This window comes from Thalassolituus oleivorans MIL-1 (assembly GCF_000355675.1).
Classification (GTDB): domain Bacteria; phylum Pseudomonadota; class Gammaproteobacteria; order Pseudomonadales; family Oceanobacteraceae; genus Thalassolituus; species Thalassolituus oleivorans.
The window spans coordinates 3,238,739-3,260,159 of sequence record NC_020888.1 but is presented as its reverse complement, the minus strand read 5'-3'; the positions used below and the strand labels follow the sequence as shown (position 1 = coordinate 3,260,159).

The following is a 21,421-nucleotide window of genomic DNA, read 5'->3' as shown; positions in this document are numbered from 1 at the left end:
AATCGGGATACCGGGTTACAGGTAGAACAGGGTTGCCAGCCCTAAGAATGTCATAAAGCCAACAACGTCGGTGACGGTTGTGAGGATAACGCCGCCCGCTAGTGCTGGGTCGATTCCTCGTGCTTTTAATATTAACGGCAATGCGGCGCCAGTGATGGCGGCGACTAACAGGTTAATGATAATCGAACTGCCGATAATCAGGGCAATTTTTATGTCGTGAAACCATGCAAATGTCACAATGGCAATTACGACAGCCCATAATATCCCGTTGATTCCAGCGACAATGAGTTCACGATTGAAGAGCCAGCGGAAGTTGGCGCCGCTGAGGTGCCCTAGTGCTTGGCCGCGAATAACCAGTGTCAGTACTTGGCTGCCTGCAATACCGCCCATGCTGGCGACAATCGGCATTAGCACGGCTAAGGCAACGACCTGCTCGATGGTTTTATCGAATAATCCAATCACGGCCGAGGCGGCTAGGGCGGTGATTAAGTTGATCCCTAGCCACACCGCGCGTCGGCGACTGGTTTTTAGTGCCGGTGCGAAAGTATCTTCGTCTTCATCCAAACCAGCCATACTCATCAACGAGTGGTCGGCGGTTTCGCGGATAACGTCAACCACGTCATCGATGGTGATTCGACCGATGAGCACGCCTGCGGCGTCTACAACCGGTGCAGAAACTAAGTCGTGACGTTCGAACAGCTTGGCCACGTCAGTGTCGTGCATGGTCGCCGGAATGATTTTAGCGTCCGTGGTCATGACTTCACGCACAGTTTGTTGTGGGTCACTGACCAGTAGTTTACTGACGGGTAACAAACCGATGAATTCGTTTTGTCGGTTTACCACCAAAAGATTATCGGTCATGGCCGGCAATGATTTATGCCGACGTAAATAGCGCAACACAACGTCCAAAGTAATCTCTGGGCGAATCGTCACGGTATCCGTGTTCATCAAGCCACCGGCGCTGTCTTCTGGATAGCCTAAGATGGCCTCCACTCGCGCTCGATCGACTTGGTCCATCGAATCTAGAACTTCTTGAGTCACACGCTCAGGAAGTTGTTGCAACATGTCGGCCACGTCATCGGTGTCGAGGTCGGCGGTCATGTCGACAACTTCAGCCGCGCTCATATCCGATAAGAAATGGCTTTGTAGTTCTTCGCTGAGGTATTGAAGAACTTCACCCTCGAGCTCTTTATCAACTAACTCCCATAAAATTTTACGGGCCTTAGGCGGAGAGGATTCGATTAAATGGGCGACGTCTACGGGTGCTAAACCCGAATTTAGGATGCGCTGAACCTTGGCCAAAGCACCACTCTCTAGGGCGGCGTTAAGGCTATGCAGTTTGGCTTTTGCCTTTTCCGTATGTTGTCCCATGGGATGGCTCTGGTTGCGCAGGAGTTGACCAGAATTCTAGCCTGAATAGCGCCTATATACCATGAAAGTACTCGCAGTATTAGCGCTAATTTGCTGTTTTATAGCGGATTATTCACCTTCGTCGAAGAAACGATTGATAAGGTCTTGGAGCGCGGTAATGGCTTCTGCTTCGTCACTACCTTCGGCTTGAAGTTGGATCTCGGTACCTTTGCTCGCGGCCAACATCATGACGGCCATAATGCTTTTGCCATCAACCAACCGGCCGGGATAACCGACTTTTACTTGGCTAGAAAAAGCAGACGCTGTAGAGACTAATTTGGCCGCTGCACGGGCATGTAGACCCAGTTTATTGATAATTGTTATTTGGGTACTGATCATGAATTAATGGCCTGTCGATTCGGAAAGCCGCGCGAGTTCACGGTGACGAACTTGCACGTTGGGATAATATTGCTGGAATTCTGCTGTCAGTTGCTCTGCCATATACACAGATCTATGTTGACCACCTGTGCAGCCAATGGCGATGGTCATGTAGCTGCGGTTGGCATCAACAAAACGCGGCATCCAGCGTTGCATAAATTCACTAATACTTTGTTGCATATCTTTGACGTCATCGTACTGACTCAAAAACGCTTGTACCGGCTGCTCTAACCCCGTGTGGTGCCGCAAACTTTCATCCCAGTAGGGGTTAGGTAGATGGCGGACATCGAATACATAGTCGGCATCGATGGGAATACCGTGCTTAAAGCCAAAGGATTCAAACAGGATCGACATATCGCCGTCGCGTTTATCGGCTACACGTAATCGAATTAAGCTGCGCAGCTCATGTACCGACATATGCGTGGTATCGAGCGTTAAATCGGCCATGTTAGCCAGCGGATCGAGCAGTTCTTTTTCTTGCTCAATGGCTTCTGCTAGTGAGATCTTCTTACTGGTAAGAGGGTGTTTTCGGCGCGTGGCGCTAAATCGTTGCAATAAGACTTTTTCACTGGCATCGAGATAAACCACATCGAGCTTGTAATGGTCGTGCGGGAGGTCGCGTAACACTAATTCGATGCGGTCAACCGCATGAGCAAGATTGCGAGCATCAACGCTTACGGCAATTTGGGTGAGCTTTTCATTGCCGTTGGCTTGTTCGGCAAGGGCGGGAAGTAGACCAATGGGTAGGTTGTCGATGCAATAAAATCCGAGATCTTCCAGTACATGCAGTGCACTGGACTTACCTGAGCCGGATCGGCCGCTAATCACTACCAAACGCATGGGCCTACATTCCTTGTGGTATTAAGTTCCGGCGGCTGCGCGCTGGAATAGTTGACGATTGTCCGGAGCGCAACGTAATGCACTGCGATACGACTCTTCATTGAAATTACGGGCCAACATTGCCAATACCTGCAAATGTTCTTCCGTTGCTTCTTCTGGTACTAAGAGTGCGAACACCAAATCTACTGGTTTGCCGTCAATGGCGTCGAAGTCGATTGGCTCGGCAAGGCGTAATAGCACGCCAAAGGCCTGTTCACACTGAGGCAACCGACAATGGGGAATGGCAATGCCTTCCCCTATGCCGGTACTACCCAGACGTTCGCGTCCGAGTAGTCGCTCATAGATTTCATCCGCTGAGCTATCGCTGATGGATTCAGCGACCAATCCTGCTAGGAATTCCAGCAACTTTTTTTTGCTGGATACCTCTGCGTCCACCAAGGTGTGTGTTGGTGAGAGGATATCGTCAATGCGAAGTGTCATGGAGTTAGCCTTGTCCGTGTAGCCGCGCGACTGTTTTTTCTTTGTGTTTTAACACTTGTCGATCGAGCTTGTCAGTCATTAAGTCAATGGCAGCATACATATCATCATGCTCTGACTTGGCATGGATATCTGTACCTGTAACGTGAATGGTTGCTTCCGCTACTTGGCGGCCCTTTTCAACGGTCAGAGTAACCTGTCCGGTAGTGATGTTGTCAAAGTGACGTGTCAGCTTTGACATCTTTTCCTCAACGTATCCCTGCATTGCTTCGGTTACATCTACGTGGTGACCACTGATATTGATTTGCATGCCCAGTCTCCTTTTTGTCTACTGGCTCGTTGTTGATCGTCAGATAAGCTGTTTGCGCTCGTTAGAGGGCGGAATCATCATGGCCTCGCGGTACTTAGCAACGGTACGGCGCGCGACCTGGATGCCTTTGTCGCCTAGTAATGCCGCGATTTTATTGTCGCTTAATGGCTTACGGGCATTTTCTTCAGAAATTAGTTTTTTGATCATGGCACGAATTGCGGTAGATGAACATTCACCACCGCTATCGGTACTGACGTGGCTTGAGAAGAAATATTTCAGCTCAAAAATACCACGAGGGGTGTGCATAAATTTCTGCGTGGTAACACGAGAAATTGTCGATTCATGCATGCCCACGGCTTCGGCAATGTCGTGCAGAACCAGTGGTTTCATTTTTTCTTCGCCTTCTTCGAAGAACTCGATCTGATATTCGACGATCTTAGTTGCCACCTTGAGTAGGGTTTCATTGCGGCTTTGTAAGCTTTTAATGAACCAGCGAGCTTCTTGCAGGTGGTCTTTGAGGAAAGCGTTGTCGGTGCTGTTATCGGAACGGCGAACTAAGGACGCATAATCGGCATTGACGCGCAGACGCGGTGCGATTTCGGGGTTGAGTTCGACTCGCCATTCGTCACGAATATTACGCACTAAAACATCGGGAATGACATATTCAGATTGATCAGGAGAGATGCCTGAGCCCGGTTTTGGATTGAGTTCTTTAATTAAGCGCAGCACATCTTTGAGCGCTTCTTCTTTTAATTTTGCTTTACGCATCAGCGTTGGATAATCACGACTGCCGAGTAACTCGATGTGTTCACGAATCACGAGTTTGGCTTCTGCTAACCAAGGCGTTGCTTCTGGTAGCTGCTGCAATTGTAGTAACAGGCATTCACGCAAGTCGACACAGAACACACCGGCAGGATCAAATTGCTGCAGACGATGCAGCACTGCCATGATTTCGTCTTCTTCAACTTCTAATGCTGGATCAAGGCTGGTGAGAATATCGTCGACAGTGGTGTGTAAGTAGCCATCGTCGTCGGTGCCATCAATCAGCATTAAGGCGATTTCGCGATCGGTATCACTCATCGGAGTGAGATTAAGCTGCCACAAAAGATGGTCTTGTAGGCTATCGGTGGTGGCATGACGAGAGTCGTAATCGAAATCGTCGTTTATTGCGCCACTACTACCACTGCTGGAGGAAACGCTGGCAGTGGTTTGGTAGGTATCTTCCCATTCGCTGTCGTTGGGTAGATCTTCTGGAATTTTATCGTCAGACCATTGTTCATCGAGCGTGTGATTGTCTTCAGAACGCTCTCGGGCTTCGTGATCTATTTCGTTTTGTTCTTGTTCAGTTTTTTCACCACGGTGTGCTTCTACCTCAGGATTCGGATCGTCGTACTCATCCGTTTCTAACATCGGATTGGAGTCGAGCGCCTCCTGAATCTCCTGCTGTAAGTCCAAGGTGGACAGCTGGAGTAGGCGGATGGCTTGTTGCAACTGAGGGGTCATGGTCAGTTGCTGACCCATCTTTAACTGGAGAGACGCTTTCATGGAAACTTAACGATTACCTATCTACGGCAGAAAAATAGTGTTTATGCATTATAGGCTAAGCCTGTGCTTATGGAATCTATCTTGCAAGCACGAAACCCGATTGATTCGATCATAGCCTGATGAGGGGGCTAGAATCAAAGGCGGAAATCGTTACCCAAGTAAACTTTTCGCACTTGTTCGTTCGCTAAAACTTCTTCTGCGGTGCCTTCCGCAATGATATGGCCCCCACCGACAATATAGGCTTTTTCACAGATGGCGAGGGTCTCACGCACATTGTGGTCGGTGATCAGTACGCCGATGCCGCGGTTTTTCAGCTGCCGAATAATATCCATGATGTCGGATACGGAAATGGGGTCAACCCCTGCGAATGGCTCATCCAGTAGGATGAAAGATGGCTCTGCAGCTAATGCGCGAGCTATCTCTACGCGTCGACGTTCGCCTCCTGATAACGACATGCCTAAGCTTGCGCGGATGTGCTGAATGTGGAACTCATCGAGCAATCCTTCAAGGCGCTCTAATCGTTGTTTGCGATTTAGATCCTTACGCGTTTCTAAAATTGCGAGGATATTGTCGGCCACGCTGAGCTTACGAAAAATCGAGGCTTCTTGGGGTAAGTAACCGATTCCTCGTTGCGCGCGCCCATGCATAGGCAGGTGGCTCAGGTCTTCGTCGTCGATCTTGATACGTCCTTTGTCGGCTTGCACAAGATTAACGATCATATAAAAACAGGTCGTTTTGCCTGCCCCGTTAGGGCCAAGCAAACCAACAATTTGACCGCTGTGTACCGACATGGATACATCTTTTACCACTTCACGGCCGTTGTAACTTTTCGCTAGGTGTTCAGCTTTCAGCGTTTTCATCAGTGGCCTGTTGCGGTTGGATAATAACTTTAATACGACGATCGCCAGAAGAGCCGCTGTCTGGCGTAGCTTGGCTGTCGTTGCGTGTGCCGCCGTCGGCTTTGACGGTTTCTTTGTCCATGTCGTAGACGATATGCTCGCCACTAAATAGGTTGCCATCTTGTTCTAATTGCGAGTCGCCGGTCAGTGTAACTTGGCGGCGCGCGGCAAAATAGTCAATCCGATCACCATGAGCGCGAGTCATAGGTTTACCAGCGGTCACTTGTTGTTGATAGCGCGCTGGTTCCCCATTATTGCCTTCGGCTACGGCTTTTTCGAGCGTGTTGCCGCTACGTAAAATCATCAATCGGTCGGATTCAATACGCAACGTGCCTTGAGTCAGAATGACGTTACCTTCGTAGATAACCGTACCCGCTTTGCGGTCGATTTCTGCGCGGTCGGATAATATGGTCATTTCTTGTTGCCAGTCATCGGGTAGCGCAAGTGCTAGCTGACTGATGCTGCTCACGGCCAAAATAAATAACGCACGGGCGCTGTTTTTCATAGTGTTGGTGTGCTTATTGTTCGGGTACATAAATAGTCTTTACCCCGGTTTTCAGTTCCATGCGCTGGCGGTTAACATCCAGAGTCATGCCTGTTGCGGTCGCGCGGCTACCCGGCCCTGTCATGGTGACCAGTAAATCGGTCGCTGCAATTTGCTCACGAATATCGTAGGTTAATGCTTCGGTTTCAATCAGCATGGCATCGGTTGTTTGTTCGCCAGTATTTATGGGCTCGATCCGTACTGTCTGGTTAAAACGAATAACTTGCTCGTCGTCTTTTAGCGACCCTTCTTTGGCGGTGACTTGCCAGATTTGGCCACGATCATCTCGCGTGGTAATCATAGGTGCGAAAAAACGGGTCACGCCTATTAGGGGATAGTGATCTGAACGCTGGGCTCGAAAGGTCTGCCCAAGTTTACCATCCACACCATAGTGCCAGTTGAGTAGCGTCTCTCCATAGTAATCGGCTTCGTTACTTTGCTGTTCACTCAAGGGCTGATTTAGCTCTTGGGTGTAGCGATCAACCGCGATTAAGGCTAAGCCAAATATCAAGGTTAACAGTAGCAGCAAGTAACGTTTACGCATTAGATAACGCCTGCGCGTAGCATATCGTGCATGGTGACAACGCCCACAGTACGTTGTTCATCTTTTACTACTAAGGCGTTAATTTTATTGTCTTCCATGATTTTCAATGCTTCAGCTGCCAAGATGCCCTGCGTCGTTGTTTTACAATTAGCCGTCATTATATCGCTCATTGAGCAGGCACGGATGTCTACGCCTTGGTCGATAGCACGACGTAAATCGCCATCGGTAAAAATACCGGCTAAACCGCCATTGTCATCTTGTACTGTGGTCATGCCCAAACCTTTCGATGTGACTACCAATAGTGCTTCGGATAAACGTGTGCTGGTATTCACGACGGGTAATTGGTCGCCACTGTGCATAATATCTTCGACTTTCAGCAGCAAACGACGACCTAGGCTACCGCCGGGATGTGAAAAGGCGAAGTCTTCAGCGGTAAATCCTTTCGCCTCTAACAAGGCAATGGCTAGTGCATCACCCATGACCAATGCAGCGGTGGTCGATGATGTTGGTGCTAAATCCAGCGGGCAAGCTTCTTGTTCAACACCGGTATAAAGGTGGCTGTTGGCCGCTTTTGCTAATGTTGAAGAAGGATTGCCGGTCATGCTGATTAGTGGTGTTCCCATGCGCTTGAGCAACGGCAACATGCTAGTCACTTCGTTTGTTTCGCCTGAGTTTGATAGCGCTATTACGACGTCGGCGGCGGTGATCATACCCATGTCGCCGTGACTGGCTTCACCTGGGTGAACGAAGAAGGCGGGGGTGCCGGTACTGGCTAAGGTGGCAGCAATTTTATTGCCGATATGTCCAGACTTGCCCATGCCAGTGACTACCACGCGACCACGACATTGAATAATCATTTGGCAGGCGCGAGTGAAATGCTCATCCAAATAATCCGCTAAGCGCGCAACCGCTTGCTGTTCGAGTTTGATCGTACGCTCTGCGGAGGAAATAAAATTAAATAATTGTGCAGTCGTCATAAATAATTAAGCCGTATAGAAAAGTGAAACAAGGTAAACAATATAGGCGGATATCATGAGTAGACCCGATACGCGCCCCATAGTGCCCTTACGGTAGTTAAGTGCGAATAAGGCAATGAGCATAATTGTTGCACCCATCATGACCATATAGTCGCGTTCGAATGCCATGGGCTCTACCGCCGTGACGGCTAACAAACCTGGAATAGGCATGACGGCTAGCATGTTAAAAATGTTGGAGCCAATCACGTTACCGATGGCGATATCGTGATGCCCCTTTAGCGCGCTGGCTACTGAAGCTGCTAGCTCTGGCAGACTCGTGCCGATGGCAACGATGGTTAAACCGATCACTAAATCACTCACACCAAAGGCCTGAGCAATGCCGGTCGAGCCCCAAACCAATAGTTTAGAACTCACCATCAGTGCTGCTAAGCCAATGACTAGCCAAAACATGGCTGATTTCATGCTGGTGTTTTCGATTTCAGCCGCTTCATCTTCATCGACAACCGCTTCGCCGCTTTCGCTGGAATCAAGAAACATTAAGTACAAGGCGATGATAAGAGCCACGATCAGGATGGCCGCATCAATGAGATTTAGTTCTAGATCCATCAGCGTGAGACCGCCGATGATGCTTACCAATAGTAGTAGTGGTAGTTCTTTCTTTAATAATGAGCGCTGCAGAGCAATCGGGGCGATCAGTGCCGTGACCCCGAGAACCAGCAGAATATTGGTAATGTTTGAGCCGAGTGCATTGCCGATGGCTAGGTTACCTGCGCCATCAATAGCGGCCATTGCCGAAACGAACATTTCCGGTGCCGAAGTACCAATCGAAACAATGGTAAGGCCAACCAGTAATGGTGACATGCCAAGATGACGAGCAGTGGCTGCTGCGCCAATCACGAATTTGTCGGCGCTCCACACTAAAACAATTAAACCAAGCAGTACGGCGCCATATTCAGCATACATAATCGGGTAGTGCTCCTGTAGGAGTGAGTAAGACGTCGTAGCGACCGACTTGTGAAATTAGCTGGCCATTGTACCCGAGGGAATTCTGCACGCAATTGCAACTCAGCGTTCAAGGTGACTGTATGGGTAGGGCGCGGGATAAGCATTGGTCTGCTAGATACAATCAGCTATGCTAGCCACAGATTTTTACAGGTTTCTAGCGCATGTCAGACCAGCAACCATATGTGTCCATTCGTGGGTTGTCATTCAGTCGAGGAGATCGGCTGATATATGACAATCTCGATGTGGATTTTCCGAAAGGCAAAATCACCGCCATCATGGGGCCCAGTGGCACAGGTAAGACGACTCTGTTGCGTTTAATCGGTGGTCAGTTGAAGCCAGATAGCGGAACTGTAGTGGTGGACGGTCAGGATGTTACTCAGTTAAAACGCACAGAATTACTTGATTTACGTAAGCGTAAGATGGGTATGTTGTTTCAAACCAGCGGTTTGTTTACTGATTTAAGTGTGTTTGAAAACGTCGCTTTTCCGTTACGTGTTCACACCGACTTACCAGAGTCTATGATTCGCGACTTAGTACTAATGAAGCTTGAAGCGGTCGGCTTACGTGGTGCTCGCGATTTATCGCCTGCTGAATTATCGGGTGGCATGATTCGTCGAGTGGCGTTAGCGCGTTCGATTGCGATGGACCCTGAAATTATTATGTACGACGAGCCGTTTACCGGTCTTGATCCCATTTCTATGGGAATGATTGTACGTTTGATTCGCGGTTTAAACGAAGCGCTTGGGTTAACCAGTTTGTTGGTGTCGCATGATGTTGATGAATCGTGTTCGATTGCCGACTACTTATGCTTGTTGTCGGGTGGCAAAGTGATTGGCTTTGGTTCGCCTGAAGAGCTACGTCAAAGCGGTAACGCAGAAGTACGACAATTCTTAAATGGTGATCCTGATGGCCCTGTGCCGTTCCATTATCCTGCACCAGACTACCGTCATGATTTACTTTCAGGAGGCCAGTGATGCTGAATAAATTGCAGTCGCTGGGCCAGTCGGGTGTGTCGACTATCGAGTCGCTAGGGCGTGCCACGCTGCTATTTTTGAACTCGTTAGGCTGGGGTGGCCCCGGTAGTGCGGGCTTTTCTGATCTTATTCGCCAGATTTATTCGGTTGGCGTGCGTTCGTTAAGCATTATTGCCGTGGCCGGCTTTTTTGTTGGTATGGTGCTGAGTTTGCAGGGGTACACCATTTTAGTGAAATTTGGCTCTGACTCAGCCTTGGGTACTTTGGTATCGCTAACCTTGTTGCGTGAACTCGGTCCTGTGATTGCCGCATTATTATTTGCTGGGCGTGCCGGATCGGCATTAACTGCCGAAATTGGTTTGATGAAAGCCACCGAGCAGTTGTCGGCCATGGAAATGATGGGTGTTGATCCGCTCAAGCGAGTAATTACGCCGCGTTTGTGGGCTGGCATGATTGCTATGCCGATATTAGCTCTTATCTTTAGTACGGTTGGTATTTGGGGTGGTGCTTTTGTTGCGGTCGATTTACTGGGCATTGATGGCGGCAGCTACTGGGGCAACATGCAGGCTTCTGTCGTTTTCTACGAAGACGTTATAAAAGGATTAATTAAATCCTGTGTGTTCGGCATGGTGATTACTTGGATTGCGGTATATCAGGGCTACGACTCTGTACCGACATCAGAAGGTATTGGTAAAGCAACCACTCAAACGGTGGTTATTTCTTCATTGGCCGTTCTCGGGCTGGATTTCGTTTTGACTGCGGTCATGTTAGGAGGCATTTAATTATGCGTATGCGTTATATCGAATTGGCCGTTGGTGCTTTCATGATTATGGGTGTTATTGCTCTGGTGTTGATGGCATTGCGCGTTAGCGGATTGTCCATGCAGTCGACAGGTGATACCTACACGCTAAAGGCGCATTTTGAGAACCTAGGTGGTTTGAAAGAACGTGCAAAAGTATCCATGGCGGGTGTGAATATTGGCCAAGTGACAAAGATCTATCTTGATGCTGAGCGTTATTCAGCGGTGGTCGAGATGGAAATTAATAAAAGCATGAGCACCTTGTCGACGGATAGCTCCGCTGCGATTTTGACCTCAGGCTTACTGGGTGAGAAGTACATTGGCCTGACAGTAGGCGCAGAAATGGAGTATCTGAAACAAGGTGATTGGATTGATGACACTCAATCTGCGTTAGTGCTTGAAGAGCTGATTGGTCGCTTCTTATTTAATAAAGCAGAAGGTTAAGGCAATGGCGGTGGCAAAACTGCAGTCGGAATCCAATCAGCACGCTTATCTTAATGGCGACTTAAATAGCTCCACTGTGACAGCCTTAGCTCGCCAAGGCGCTGAGCTGATACGCAACAGTGGTGGTAAGTGGAGTGTTGATATGAGTGCTGTTGAGCAAGCCAGCAGTGCGGGCGTTGCGCTTTTATTGGAGTGGATGCGTGTTGCTGATGCCAGTGGGGTTACATTGAGTATTGAGCACTTACCCGATCATATGCGTCCTATTTTGACGGTGAGTGATCTTGATGAAGTATTCGAGCCACTGCTGGCCTAGCCTGTTCGTACTTAGGGCTGTACCAAAAGTTACGGTCTAATCCACGGGTATCACTTCGCCCTGATCAAGAAATCCGCTATGATTGCCGGCTTTGCAAGTATTAAGTGGTAGAGCGGTCATGTCTCCAGCAGAAATTTTAGAAGTTTTACAATCTGAAGCGCCAGAAGTTACTTGGTCCGTCGTAGATGGCTACGTTAAGGAAATAATGGGCGTAGGTGAAGCCTTTGAAGGCCTGAATGCTGTCAAACGCCAGCAGTACGTGTACAAAATCCTGAATCCTTATATTGTTGATGGCAGCTTACACGCTGTGTCTATCCGCACCTTTACGCCAGCCGAAAAGGCCGATGCATAAGAGCCCCGTATGGAAAAATTAAGAATCGAAGGCGGCCACCGTCTAGACGGTGAGATCCGTATTTCGGGCGCCAAAAACTCAGCCCTGCCTATTTTGGCAGCTACCTTGCTCGCAGAAGGCGTGATGCAGGTCGGTAACTTACCGCACCTACACGACATCACTACCATGCTAGAGCTATTGGGATGCATGGGCGTGCAAGTCGCAATTAATGAAGACATGTCGGTTGAAACTGACTGTGCCGAAATGAAAAGCTGCGTTGCTCCATATGATTTAGTACGCACTATGCGTGCTTCTATCTTGGTATTAGGTCCGCTATTGGCTCGCTATGGCGAAGCAGAAGTCTCTTTGCCGGGTGGTTGTGCGATTGGCAGTCGCCCCGTCGACTTGCACTTACGCGGTATGGAAGCCTTGGGCGCTGAAGTTGAAGTGCTTGATGGTTACATCAAAGCACATGTACCGGGTGGCCGTTTAAAAGGCGCTGAATTCTTTTGCGATACCGTGACGGTAACCGGCACTGAAAATATTCTGATGGCCGCAGTATTAGCCGAGGGTCGTTCGGTTATTAAAAACGCCGCGCGCGAACCGGAAGTCGTCGACTTGGCCAATTGTTTGATTGCCATGGGCGCGAAGATTGAAGGTGCTGGCACAGATACTCTTGTGATTGATGGCGTTGAAAAACTTCACGGCTGTCATTTCGATGTTCTGCCTGACCGTATTGAAACCGGCACCTATTTAGTGGCTGCTGCTGTGACTGGTGGTCGCGTAAAGTGCAAAGATACGGATCCTTTATTGCTTGAAGCCGTATTGGATAAATTGCGTGAATGCGGAGCCGAAATTACCACGGGCAAAGATTGGATCGAGCTGAACATGCACGGTCGTCGTCCTAAAGCCGTTAATATCCGTACTGCACCGCACCCTGCATTCCCAACGGACATGCAGGCGCAATTTGTAGTATTAAATGCGATTGCCGAAGGTGTCGGTACAGTGATCGAAACCGTTTTCGAAAATCGCTTTATGCACGCCCAAGAATTGGTGCGCATGGGTGCGGATATTCATGTTGAAGGCAACACGGCCATCGTCACCGGAAAAGAAGGTCTAAGCGCTGCGCCAGTGATGGCAACCGACTTACGTGCTTCTGCCTCTTTAGTGATTGCCGCGTTAGTTGCCGTTGGTGAAACCGACGTGAACCGCATTTATCATATTGATCGCGGTTATGAATGTATTGAAGAAAAATTCCAAATGCTGGGCGCGAATATTCGCCGCGTACAGTAATTATCGGACGCTGACAGAACAGAGAGGATCAGCCATACCATGACTCAGCCACTGACAATCGCCCTATCGAAGGGACGTATTCTCGATGATACCTTACCGTTATTAGCGGAAGCGGGTATTCATCCGGCCGAAGATATTCAAAAGAGTCGTAAGCTGATTTTTGATACCAATCATGAGCATATTAAGCTGGTGGTTATTCGTGCTACCGACGTACCAACCTATGTTGAATACGGTGCGGCGGATTTAGGTGTTGCTGGTAAAGACGTATTAATGGAATACAACAGCGACAATTTATGCGAGCCGTTGGATTTAAACATCGCGACCTGCCGTCTGATGACCGCAGCGTTAAAAGATGTCGAAATGCCTGCAGGCCGTTTAAAAGTTGCGACTAAGTTTGTGAATATCGCTAAGCGTTATTTTGCTGAGCAAGGGCGTCAGGTTGATATCATTAAGCTTTATGGCGGTATGGAATTAGCACCAATCATGGGCTTGGCCGATTTAATCGTCGATATTGTTGATACGGGTAATACGCTGAAAGCTAACGGTTTAGAAGCACGTGATTTAATTGCGCCGATCAGTTCGCGTTTGGTGGCTAGCCGTGCCTCTATGAAAGTAAAGCATGCCCAAATCCAACCGATTATTGATCAAATGGCTGCTGCCGTTGAGCGCCAACGAAATATTAACGCCTAATTAGAGAGGAAGTAATTATGACTATTTCTATTCGTCGTTTTCGTTCTGATCAGGCTGATTTTGCAGCACAAATGGATGCCTTGCTGTCTTGGGAATCTGTGTCAGATACTGGTGTACAGCAGATCGTCACCGACATCGTTAATGATGTTCGTAAGCGCGGCGATATGGCATTAATTGAATACACTAATCGTTTCGACCGCATGAATGTTGATTCAATGGCGCAGCTAGAACTGAGCCAAGAACAACTGCAAACAGCACTCGACGGTTTACCTGATGCACAGCGCGCGGCGTTAACAACTGCGGCAGAGCGCGTGCGTAGTTACCACGAAAAACAAAAAACTGACTCTTGGCAATACACTGAAGCTGATGGCACTGTCCTAGGCCAAAAAGTAACGCCGATGGATCGCGTGGGAATTTATGTTCCCGGTGGTAAAGCAGCGTATCCATCATCAGTATTGATGAATGCGATTCCTGCGCACGTTGCCGGTGTTTCTGAAATTATTATGGTGGTGCCAACCCCGGATGGTGAGTTAAATCAATTGGTGCTGGCTGCTGCTGCGGCTGCTGGTGTTTCTCGCGTATTTACCGTAGGTGGTGCGCAGGCTGTTGCGGCTTTGGCGTATGGCACCGCAACCGTTCCTCAAGTCGATAAAATTGTGGGTCCAGGTAACATCTTTGTTGCTACCGCTAAGCGTATGGTTTTCGGTGTTGTTGGTATTGATATGATCGCTGGTCCATCCGAAATTTTGGTGGTGTGCGATGGCGATACCAATCCTGACTGGATTGCGATGGATTTATTCTCGCAAGCTGAGCACGATGAAGATGCGCAGTCGATTTTAGTATCGACCGATCCCGACTTTTTAGATGCGGTTGCCGCAAGCATTGAAAAATTACTACCGACAATGGAACGTGCGGATATTATTCGTACCTCGCTTACTGAGCGTGGTGCATTAATTCATGCAGCGGATAAAGCCGATGCGTTGAATTTAATTAATCGCATTGCGCCCGAGCACTTAGAGTTATCGGTTGCAGATCCTGAAGCTTGGTTGCCCGAAATTCGCCATGCCGGTGCTATTTTTATGGGCCGTTATACGGCAGAGGCCTTGGGCGATTATTGCGCTGGGCCAAACCACGTATTACCAACATCGGGCACCGCGCGTTTCTCTTCGCCATTAGGTGTGTACGATTTCCAGAAGCGTTCATCGTTAATTCAATGTTCGGCGGATGGTGCATCGGAGCTGGGTAAGGTCGCTTCGATCTTAGCCCGTGGTGAGCATTTAACTGCGCACGCACGTTCGGCGGAATACCGTATTAAAGATTAAGAAAATAGTTTTTTATCGTACTGGCTAACCACTCGCAGACTCGCCGTGAATCCATCCATGGAGGCTCGACTGCACCATCCATGGTGCAGACGGTCTGCTTAGCGGTTAGTCAGTACGGTTTTAAATGCTGACGTAATTGCGAAGTTATTGCTGAGCAGATAGTTATTGAAGTATTTGTTCGGCGCCTTGATGGAATAACTACACGCAGACTAAAGATGCCTCTGAGTAGCTATTCCATCAAAATTCCCATCGGTTTTTCTAAGAGTTAATTTCATGTCCATCGAACAAAAAATTACGCAATTAATTCGTTCTGAAATTCGCGCCTTGCATGCGTATCCCGTCGGCGATGCTAGCGGCATGATTAAATTAGATGCCATGGAAAACCCTTATCAATGGCCAGCGGATATGGTGCAAGAGTGGCAGGGGATTTTGGCCAATTGCGCTCTAAACCGTTATCCGCATCCAACTGCTCCCGAAGTGACTGCTGGGCTGCGTGAGGTTATGAAAGTACCTGCCCAGTACGATATTTTATTGGGTAATGGTTCTGATGAAATAATTCAGCTCTTGGCTATGGCGGTGTCGAATCCGGGGGCGACGATTCTGGCACCGGAGCCGGGCTTTGTAATGTACAAAATGATCGCCACTTTCGTCGGTTTAAACTACGTTGGCGTACCATTAAATGAAGACTTCTCGCTGGATGTTGACGGTATGTTGGCGGTTATTGCACAACAACAGCCGCAACTTATCTTCTTAGCTCAACCTAATAACCCAACGGGCAACTTGTGGGCAGAAGCCGATTTAACGGCAATTGTTGAAGCCTCAGATGGTTTGGTGGTGTTAGACGAAGCGTATTTGCCGTTTTCTAGTCGCAATCACTTAGATTGGCTAGACCGCTACGACAATGTTTTGGTTATGCGTACATTATCAAAAGTTGGTTTGGCGGGTTTGCGTTTGGGTATGTTGTTTGGTCGCCCTGAATGGTTGAACGAAATTAACAAAATTCGCATGCCTTACAATATTAACGTGTTAACTCAAGCATCTGCTGCATTTGCGTTAAAGCACTTTGATGTGCTCGATCAGCAATGTGCTGAGTTAAAGCAGCAGCGTGAATGGTTGTTTGAAGAATTATTAGCGCTTGGTTTTTCTGCTTATAAATCCGAAGCTAACTTTATTCTTGCGCGTGTTAAAACTGATAATGCGCGTGAGATTTTTGAAGCATTAAAAACGCATAAAATTTTAATTAAATGCATGGATGGTGCGCATCCTCTGCTGGCGCAGTGCTTGCGCTTTACGGTTGGTAAGGCAGGGGAAAATCAGGCGTTAATTACCGCTTTGAAGGCGATTCTTTAACGGTTTTATGTACTGCTTCTGATCGGCAGGTCATGAAAAAAGGCGTCTATTTAGACGCCTTTTTTATATTATTCCTTACTGCCTTTTTGCTGTCGTTGACCAGCGATAGCTCGCGTTGATTGGGTTTCGCCACTGCGTATATATTCAATATCAATCCGATCTCCCGGACGGAGTGCAGCAATAATATTCATGGCATTGCGGGCATCACTAGTATTTTTCCCGTTAATGCCCACTAAAATATCCCCTGCGGCTAAGCCTGCTTGCTCCGCTGGGCCATCAGGAAATATACCGGTAACAATTAATCCGGTTAACTCCTTTGGTAAACCTAAAACATCAATTAGGGCAGGGGTAGCCTCTTGAACTTCGATTCCTAGCCAACCGCGAATAGTGGTGCCGTGGGTAGCGATATCCATCAAACTCCGAGTTGCCACTTCTGATGGAATGGCAAAGCCGATGCCTTCGCTGCCACCCGACTGTGAAAATATCGCAGTATTTAATCCCACTAACTCACCATAAGCATTCACCAAAGCACCACCCGAGTTGCCTGGGTTAATGGCGGCATCAGTTTGAATGTAGTCTTCATAGGTATTTAAACCGAGCTGATTGCGCCCAGTCGCGGAGACAATACCCATAGTTACCGTTTGACCAACGCCAAATGGATTACCAATCGCGAGCACAACATCACCAACGGCAAGACTGCGTTCTGACGCCACGCGAATATGCGGAATGTTGTCGAGTTCGATTCTTAGTACTGCCAGATCGGCTTCAGGATCGGTACCGACAACCGTCGCTGAGGCATCACGGCCATCGCGTAAAGAAACAACGATTTCGTCGGCACCATCAATGACATGGTTATTGGTTAGGATGTAGCCATTGCCCGCCATGATGACGCCGGAACCTAGGCTAGATTGCATGCGCTCACTCGATTCTGGGCTGTTGCGGAAAAAACGCTTAAAGTAAGGATCGTTGAGCATGGGGTGAGTTTTACGTTGCACTATTTTGCGCGTATAAATATTCACAACTGCAGGTGCTGCTATATCAACCGCATCGGCATAGCTTACCGGACCTTGTGCGCGCATGGTGTCTGCTTGTGGTTCGGCATTGATGACGGTTGGGGCGTCGAAAATCGGTTGCGGTGTTTGTGGAATCACCCACTCAGGCGCCCAAAGTAAAATACTGAGTGCAGCGATAACCCCAATCGCCGATGGCAAAAGAATACGATGAACAATTGTACTGGATGTCGACATTTGCTGAGGTTCCCTAAAAACCCATAAACTGGGTGTGTACTGTAACAAACTTAACTGCGAGCGGCCTATGATCACTGATCGCCAAGAAATATTGAAGCATCTAGATGCACTCTTACAGAGTGCGAAAATTCGCGATTACTGCCCCAATGGCTTGCAGGTTGCGGGGAGAAAAAATGTACAGCATATCATTACGGGTGTTACCGCGAGCCAAGCGCTCATTGATATCGCGATAGAGCGTGGCGCGGATACTATCTTGGTACATCACGGCTATTTTTGGAAGGGCGAGGATGAACGCATCGTCGGGATTAAGAAAGAGCGCTTAAAAGCTCTGCTAACCCACGACATCAATTTAATTGCTTACCACTTGCCATTAGATATGCATCCAATTTATGGCAATAACGCTCAGTTGGCCGATGTATTGGGATTGCAGGTCGATGGTTTGTTGGATGAGTCCGATCCATCCGTTCCGGGAAATATTGGTCGCTTGCCGCGCGCTATGAGTGGTAAAGAGTTCCGCGCTTGGTTAGGAGAGTGCTTAAAGCGTGAGCCTCTGCATATTGGCGAAGACAACGATACTATCGAAACCATCGCTTGGTGTACTGGTGGTGCTCAAGGTTATTTACAGCGAGCGATTGATGCCGGTGTTGATGCCTATTTAACGGGAGAAATTAATGAGCCAGCGGTGCATCTAGCGCGCGAAACCGGCACACATTTCTTCAGTGCAGGTCATCATGCGACTGAACGCTATGGCGTAAAAGCGCTCGGTGAATATTTGGCGGATGAGTTTGGCCTTAACGTTGAATTTGTTGATATTGATAATCCGGTATAACGGTGGGCTGTTGTCAGTGTTCGTTCTTTAGAATGAGGAAATTTTCCCTTTTCTCGTTCTAATTTCTTATATGTTTTTCTGCAATAAAAACTCAGACGTATATCTCCGAAAAAACGACGGCTGTCTATTTTCTAGTGTTCTAATGTCAACTATATTTAGGTTTTGTGGGCAAGTGAACCAATATTGACAAATTTTTCATTATTGACTTGGCATTCTCTAAAACTGGGACTAATCTGGCTGAACAATAAAAATAATATCAGATGATTTGACGACTTGCTGTGCCATCACAGCGATGGGTTGTTAATGATTTGATGCTTTGTGACAGGAGGTCACAATGACAGCCGAGTTCCGAGTTAATCAACCCTTATACATACTGTTCCTGTTAGGTCTTTCCTTTAGTTCTAACTCTATGGAGTCTATCTCTGATGAAGAGCTTAGTAACTATTCGGGACAGGCATTCATAACGATAGACGCTTCCAGCTATAGCGATGGCGCTGGCGACTTTTCTGGAAACTATGAATTTACTAAAGTGAATTTTGGTGTCGATGTAGAAACATTAATTAACGTTGATGAGTTGCGCATAGGAGAATTTGAGCGCAGTTATAATGATGGTGATGTTGGTGCACTCGAATATGTTGCTAACCCGAACTTTGATGACACTGACCCTAATAGTAGCCCTTATATTCCTGTAACCGATGCCGATGGCAATGTACCTGTCCCCGATGCTGATATTATTATTCAGAATTTCGCTTTAGGGCGAGTTGATAATTATAATTATAAAGAAGTGGGTGATGATGAGCCTGTCATTGTTCCTTTTAAAATACGTGATCCCTATATTGAACTTGCTTATAAAATGGACACTAACGGTATTCGTAGAATTGCCGGTCTACGACTAGGGTTTGGTGCGGCTATGGGAGACTTGTCGGGTGATTTATTAACGTTGACAGGGAATTTAGAAGGAAGAATTGATGGCGTTGCGAGTACGGCTCTTGATGAGTTAGATTGTACTGTAGAATGGTTTTTATGCGGTGTGTCAGCTTTAGATAGTGGTTTGAAAATTTATGGTCCTGTGCAATTTGTTGATCCCGAGACGGGCGAGGGAACTCGAGGTGGCACTTACATTAAACGCGCTACTTATATGGGGGTTGCCGAAGGCGCGCAACTTTCCAGTGATGATCTCGCTTTAGGTTTTTTGCCAGCAGACTGGTTGGTGGAGTATTTATCATCTTCTGAAAATTGCAAAACATTCGGTCTAGGTGGTTGTTTTAAACTCACTAACTATCAAAGTGTTTACATTGGTAATAAAAATGCAAACTCGTTCGAGGAAGGGGCGGCAGAAGGTGCTTTCATTTCTTTGCAAAATGAAGCGGTACCTTGGGAAAATTTGTCGGGTGTTGGTGAGGATAGAATTTTGGCTGAGCGAGGAGCATTTTTGAATATTACGAAGTTTAAGGACAGCAGTGGCAATATTCATTACCCTATTTATTTAGATCTTTATAATGCCTTGACCGGTGAGCCACGCGTTGCGACTTGCATCGGCAGGACGAAAGGCTGTTGAGGTTCGGCATATTTACAGTAGAATTGTTGATAACTAATGACGAATGTCACTGTTTGTTGAATTCCTAAAAACGTAGTGTGAGTGTGAAATAGCACAGGCATTAGCAAGGAGATTTTCTTTTGCCTTATTAGACAATGGAGATTCCTTTGTTCACACTACGGAAAAAATTCTTACCTTATATTTTTATTGTTTTTCATATTCCTTCCGTCATGTCGATGGAAATTGTCGATGATGAAGAACTGCGCCTGTATGATGGTCAAGCATTTATAACCATTGATGCTACTTCATATAATCAAGGCGTTGGTGATTTTTCTGGTGATTATGAATTTACCAAAGTTAATTTTGGTTTCGACATCGAAACATTAGTTAACGCGGATGAATTAAGAATAGGCGAGTTCCCTCGTGAATACTCGGATGGTGATGTAGGCGCGTTAGAATATTACGAAAATCCGAATTTCAATGAAGGCGATGTGGATAGTAAGCGTTATTTGCCGGGTACTGATTCAGAGGGTAATGTTCTCATCCCTGACGCGGATATTATTATTCGTAATTTCGGTTTAGGGCGGGTTGATGATTACAATGGTAGTGATCCCACGATAGTTCCCTTCAAAATCAAAGATCCCTATATAGAGCTAGCCTATAAATTGGACGGGCAAGGCATCCGTAGAGTTGTTGGCTTTCGCTACGGATTTGGTGCTGCCAAAGGTGATTTTTCTGGTGATTTGATGTCAATTACTGGCAATTTGGAAGGAGAAATTAGAGGCCCAGCAAGTGTTGCTTTAGAACAATTGGATTGTACTCAAGAATGGTTCTTTTGTATCGCAGCGGGTATTGATTCAGACTGGAAATCTATGGGCCGGTCGTTTTTATTGATCCGGAGACAGGTGAAGGGGCTAGAGAAGGCACTTATATCAAGCGCGCTACATGGATGGGCGTCGCAGAGGGCGCAGAATTAACGACATCCCAAGATTTCTTAGGATTATTTCCAGGCGACTGGCTGGTTGAGTTTTTGTCATCATCTGAAAACTGTAAAACATTCGGCTTAGCTGGCTGCTTTCGACTATCAAGTTATCAAAGTATTTATATTGGTGATCCTACGACAGATGATTTTGAGGCCGGAGCCGCTAAAGGTGCATTTATTAGCCTTCAGGCAGAATCAGTACCGTGGCAGGACTACTCTGGGCTAAGTGATGGCCGGATTTTGGCTGAGAAAGGTGCATATTTAAATATTGCGCGTTTTAAGGATGCAGTGGCAATATTCATTACCCTATTTATTTAGATCTTTATAATGCCTTGACCGGTGAGCCACGCGTTGCGACTTGCATCGGCAGGACGAAAGGCT

Annotated in this window: 25 protein-coding genes; 13 read left to right on the top strand and 12 right to left on the bottom strand. The window is 47.4% G+C overall.

The annotated features are described in order from the left end of the window. Positions 1-15: 15 nt before the first annotated feature. From mgtE to TOL_RS14930, 11 genes are all read right to left on the bottom strand, one after another. Positions 16-1,371 carry a magnesium transporter gene (gene mgtE / locus TOL_RS14980; RefSeq protein ID WP_015488211.1) on the bottom strand — a complete coding sequence of 452 codons (1,356 nt, stop codon included), beginning with the start codon at positions 1,369-1,371 and terminating at the stop codon, positions 16-18. A gap of 108 nt (positions 1,372-1,479) precedes the next feature. Continuing rightward, a complete protein-coding gene (locus TOL_RS14975) occupies positions 1,480-1,749 on the bottom strand; it encodes an HPr family phosphocarrier protein (RefSeq protein WP_015488210.1) in 270 nt (89 codons plus the stop codon). A 3-nt stretch (positions 1,750-1,752) separates the two neighbouring features. After that, positions 1,753-2,628: an RNase adapter RapZ gene (gene rapZ, locus TOL_RS14970; RefSeq protein WP_015488209.1), complete on the bottom strand. Its 876-nt coding sequence runs from the start codon at positions 2,626-2,628 to the stop codon at positions 1,753-1,755. A gap of 21 nt (positions 2,629-2,649) precedes the next feature. Beyond that, positions 2,650-3,108, bottom strand: a complete 459-nt coding sequence (gene ptsN, locus TOL_RS14965; RefSeq protein WP_015488208.1) for a PTS IIA-like nitrogen regulatory protein PtsN — start codon at positions 3,106-3,108, stop codon at positions 2,650-2,652. 4 nt (positions 3,109-3,112) lie between these two features. Beyond that, positions 3,113-3,415 carry a ribosome hibernation-promoting factor, HPF/YfiA family gene (gene hpf, locus TOL_RS14960; protein WP_015488207.1) on the bottom strand — a complete coding sequence of 101 codons (303 nt, stop codon included), beginning with the start codon at positions 3,413-3,415 and terminating at the stop codon, positions 3,113-3,115. 39 nt (positions 3,416-3,454) lie between these two features. After that, entirely contained in the window at positions 3,455-4,960 is a 1,506-nt protein-coding gene (locus tag TOL_RS14955; protein ID WP_015488206.1) for an RNA polymerase factor sigma-54, read from the bottom strand. A gap of 134 nt (positions 4,961-5,094) precedes the next feature. After that, positions 5,095-5,820, bottom strand: coding sequence for an LPS export ABC transporter ATP-binding protein (gene lptB, locus TOL_RS14950; protein ID WP_015488205.1), 726 nt, complete (start codon positions 5,818-5,820; stop codon positions 5,095-5,097). Then, entirely contained in the window at positions 5,801-6,394 is a 594-nt protein-coding gene (lptA, locus tag TOL_RS14945; protein WP_041588525.1) for a lipopolysaccharide transport periplasmic protein LptA, read from the bottom strand. The genes lptB and lptA overlap by 20 nt, the downstream gene beginning before the upstream one ends. Then, positions 6,378-6,947 carry an LPS export ABC transporter periplasmic protein LptC gene (gene lptC / locus TOL_RS14940; protein ID WP_015488203.1) on the bottom strand — a complete coding sequence of 190 codons (570 nt, stop codon included), beginning with the start codon at positions 6,945-6,947 and terminating at the stop codon, positions 6,378-6,380. The genes lptA and lptC overlap by 17 nt, the downstream gene beginning before the upstream one ends. Next, positions 6,947-7,924 carry a KpsF/GutQ family sugar-phosphate isomerase gene (locus TOL_RS14935; RefSeq protein WP_015488202.1) on the bottom strand — a complete coding sequence of 326 codons (978 nt, stop codon included), beginning with the start codon at positions 7,922-7,924 and terminating at the stop codon, positions 6,947-6,949. Before TOL_RS14935 ends, lptC begins: the two co-directional genes overlap by 1 nt. A 6-nt stretch (positions 7,925-7,930) precedes the next feature. Continuing rightward, a complete protein-coding gene (locus TOL_RS14930) occupies positions 7,931-8,887 on the bottom strand; it encodes a calcium/sodium antiporter (protein ID WP_015488201.1) in 957 nt (318 codons plus the stop codon). Positions 8,888-9,090: 203 nt separating this feature from the next. Here TOL_RS14930 and TOL_RS14925 point away from each other — a divergent pair, with 203 nt between their 5' ends. The 9 genes from TOL_RS14925 (at position 9,091) to hisC (ending at position 16,445) form a co-directional block, all read left to right on the top strand. After that, positions 9,091-9,903, top strand: a complete 813-nt coding sequence (locus TOL_RS14925) for an ABC transporter ATP-binding protein (protein WP_015488200.1) — start codon at positions 9,091-9,093, stop codon at positions 9,901-9,903. After that, on the top strand, positions 9,903-10,685 hold the full coding sequence (gene mlaE, locus TOL_RS14920; RefSeq protein WP_015488199.1) for a lipid asymmetry maintenance ABC transporter permease subunit MlaE: 783 nt from the start codon (positions 9,903-9,905) through the stop codon (positions 10,683-10,685). Before TOL_RS14925 ends, mlaE begins: the two co-directional genes overlap by 1 nt. 2 nt (positions 10,686-10,687) lie before the next feature. After that, positions 10,688-11,146: an outer membrane lipid asymmetry maintenance protein MlaD gene (gene mlaD, locus TOL_RS14915; RefSeq protein WP_015488198.1), complete on the top strand. Its 459-nt coding sequence runs from the start codon at positions 10,688-10,690 to the stop codon at positions 11,144-11,146. Between the two features lie 4 nt (positions 11,147-11,150). Further along, positions 11,151-11,459 (top strand): STAS domain-containing protein, encoded by a 309-nt coding sequence (locus TOL_RS14910; RefSeq protein ID WP_015488197.1) that lies wholly within the window; start codon positions 11,151-11,153, stop codon positions 11,457-11,459. Positions 11,460-11,577: 118 nt separating this feature from the next. Further along, positions 11,578-11,811, top strand: coding sequence for a BolA family protein (locus TOL_RS14905; RefSeq protein ID WP_015488196.1), 234 nt, complete (start codon positions 11,578-11,580; stop codon positions 11,809-11,811). A gap of 9 nt (positions 11,812-11,820) precedes the next feature. After that, positions 11,821-13,083, top strand: coding sequence for a UDP-N-acetylglucosamine 1-carboxyvinyltransferase (gene murA, locus TOL_RS14900; RefSeq protein WP_015488195.1), 1,263 nt, complete (start codon positions 11,821-11,823; stop codon positions 13,081-13,083). A gap of 39 nt (positions 13,084-13,122) precedes the next feature. Further along, positions 13,123-13,773, top strand: coding sequence for an ATP phosphoribosyltransferase (gene hisG / locus TOL_RS14895; protein WP_015488194.1), 651 nt, complete (start codon positions 13,123-13,125; stop codon positions 13,771-13,773). A 17-nt stretch (positions 13,774-13,790) separates the two neighbouring features. After that, positions 13,791-15,095: a histidinol dehydrogenase gene (gene hisD, locus TOL_RS14890; RefSeq protein ID WP_015488193.1), complete on the top strand. Its 1,305-nt coding sequence runs from the start codon at positions 13,791-13,793 to the stop codon at positions 15,093-15,095. Between the two features lie 273 nt (positions 15,096-15,368). After that, positions 15,369-16,445: a histidinol-phosphate transaminase gene (gene hisC / locus TOL_RS14885; RefSeq protein ID WP_015488192.1), complete on the top strand. Its 1,077-nt coding sequence runs from the start codon at positions 15,369-15,371 to the stop codon at positions 16,443-16,445. A gap of 68 nt (positions 16,446-16,513) precedes the next feature. On the opposite strand, the gene TOL_RS14880 is transcribed toward hisC, so the two are convergent. After that, positions 16,514-17,692: a trypsin-like peptidase domain-containing protein gene (locus tag TOL_RS14880; RefSeq protein WP_015488191.1), complete on the bottom strand. Its 1,179-nt coding sequence runs from the start codon at positions 17,690-17,692 to the stop codon at positions 16,514-16,516. Between the two features lie 67 nt (positions 17,693-17,759). Here TOL_RS14880 and TOL_RS14875 point away from each other — a divergent pair, with 67 nt between their 5' ends. The 4 genes from TOL_RS14875 (at position 17,760) to TOL_RS19345 (ending at position 21,358) form a co-directional block, all read left to right on the top strand. Next, a complete protein-coding gene (locus TOL_RS14875) occupies positions 17,760-18,521 on the top strand; it encodes a Nif3-like dinuclear metal center hexameric protein (protein ID WP_015488190.1) in 762 nt (253 codons plus the stop codon). A gap of 334 nt (positions 18,522-18,855) precedes the next feature. Then, positions 18,856-20,079: a hypothetical protein gene (locus TOL_RS14870; protein WP_015488189.1), complete on the top strand. Its 1,224-nt coding sequence runs from the start codon at positions 18,856-18,858 to the stop codon at positions 20,077-20,079. Positions 20,080-20,225: 146 nt separating this feature from the next. Then, positions 20,226-21,035, top strand: a complete 810-nt coding sequence (locus TOL_RS14865) for a hypothetical protein (RefSeq protein WP_231847991.1) — start codon at positions 20,226-20,228, stop codon at positions 21,033-21,035. Further along, a complete protein-coding gene (locus TOL_RS19345) occupies positions 21,008-21,358 on the top strand; it encodes a hypothetical protein (protein WP_015488187.1) in 351 nt (116 codons plus the stop codon). Before TOL_RS14865 ends, TOL_RS19345 begins: the two co-directional genes overlap by 28 nt. The last annotated feature ends 63 nt before the right edge of the window (positions 21,359-21,421 follow it).

Coding starts and splice junctions, on each gene's coding strand:
- rapZ (WP_015488209.1), bottom strand. CDS start 2,628: ATGCGTTTGGTAGTGATTAGCGGCCGATCCGGCTCAGGTAAGTCCAGT.
- TOL_RS14875 (WP_015488190.1), top strand. CDS start 17,760: ATGATCACTGATCGCCAAGAAATATTGAAGCATCTAGATGCACTCTTA.
- TOL_RS14975 (WP_015488210.1), bottom strand. CDS start 1,749: ATGATCAGTACCCAAATAACAATTATCAATAAACTGGGTCTACATGCC.
- TOL_RS14880 (WP_015488191.1), bottom strand. CDS start 17,692: ATGTCGACATCCAGTACAATTGTTCATCGTATTCTTTTGCCATCGGCG.
- ptsN (WP_015488208.1), bottom strand. CDS start 3,108: ATGACACTTCGCATTGACGATATCCTCTCACCAACACACACCTTGGTG.
- TOL_RS14935 (WP_015488202.1), bottom strand. CDS start 7,924: ATGACGACTGCACAATTATTTAATTTTATTTCCTCCGCAGAGCGTACG.
- TOL_RS19345 (WP_015488187.1), top strand. CDS start 21,008: ATGGGCGTCGCAGAGGGCGCAGAATTAACGACATCCCAAGATTTCTTA.
- hpf (WP_015488207.1), bottom strand. CDS start 3,415: ATGCAAATCAATATCAGTGGTCACCACGTAGATGTAACCGAAGCAATG.
- murA (WP_015488195.1), top strand. CDS start 11,821: ATGGAAAAATTAAGAATCGAAGGCGGCCACCGTCTAGACGGTGAGATC.
- hisG (WP_015488194.1), top strand. CDS start 13,123: ATGACTCAGCCACTGACAATCGCCCTATCGAAGGGACGTATTCTCGAT.
- TOL_RS14910 (WP_015488197.1), top strand. CDS start 11,151: ATGGCGGTGGCAAAACTGCAGTCGGAATCCAATCAGCACGCTTATCTT.
- TOL_RS14925 (WP_015488200.1), top strand. CDS start 9,091: ATGTCAGACCAGCAACCATATGTGTCCATTCGTGGGTTGTCATTCAGT.
- lptC (WP_015488203.1), bottom strand. CDS start 6,947: ATGCGTAAACGTTACTTGCTGCTACTGTTAACCTTGATATTTGGCTTA.
- TOL_RS14870 (WP_015488189.1), top strand. CDS start 18,856: ATGACAGCCGAGTTCCGAGTTAATCAACCCTTATACATACTGTTCCTG.
- mlaD (WP_015488198.1), top strand. CDS start 10,688: ATGCGTATGCGTTATATCGAATTGGCCGTTGGTGCTTTCATGATTATG.
- mlaE (WP_015488199.1), top strand. CDS start 9,903: ATGCTGAATAAATTGCAGTCGCTGGGCCAGTCGGGTGTGTCGACTATC.
- lptA (WP_041588525.1), bottom strand. CDS start 6,394: ATGTACCCGAACAATAAGCACACCAACACTATGAAAAACAGCGCCCGT.
- hisC (WP_015488192.1), top strand. CDS start 15,369: ATGTCCATCGAACAAAAAATTACGCAATTAATTCGTTCTGAAATTCGC.
- mgtE (WP_015488211.1), bottom strand. CDS start 1,371: ATGGGACAACATACGGAAAAGGCAAAAGCCAAACTGCATAGCCTTAAC.
- hisD (WP_015488193.1), top strand. CDS start 13,791: ATGACTATTTCTATTCGTCGTTTTCGTTCTGATCAGGCTGATTTTGCA.
- TOL_RS14955 (WP_015488206.1), bottom strand. CDS start 4,960: ATGAAAGCGTCTCTCCAGTTAAAGATGGGTCAGCAACTGACCATGACC.
- TOL_RS14905 (WP_015488196.1), top strand. CDS start 11,578: ATGTCTCCAGCAGAAATTTTAGAAGTTTTACAATCTGAAGCGCCAGAA.
- TOL_RS14930 (WP_015488201.1), bottom strand. CDS start 8,887: ATGTATGCTGAATATGGCGCCGTACTGCTTGGTTTAATTGTTTTAGTG.
- lptB (WP_015488205.1), bottom strand. CDS start 5,820: ATGAAAACGCTGAAAGCTGAACACCTAGCGAAAAGTTACAACGGCCGT.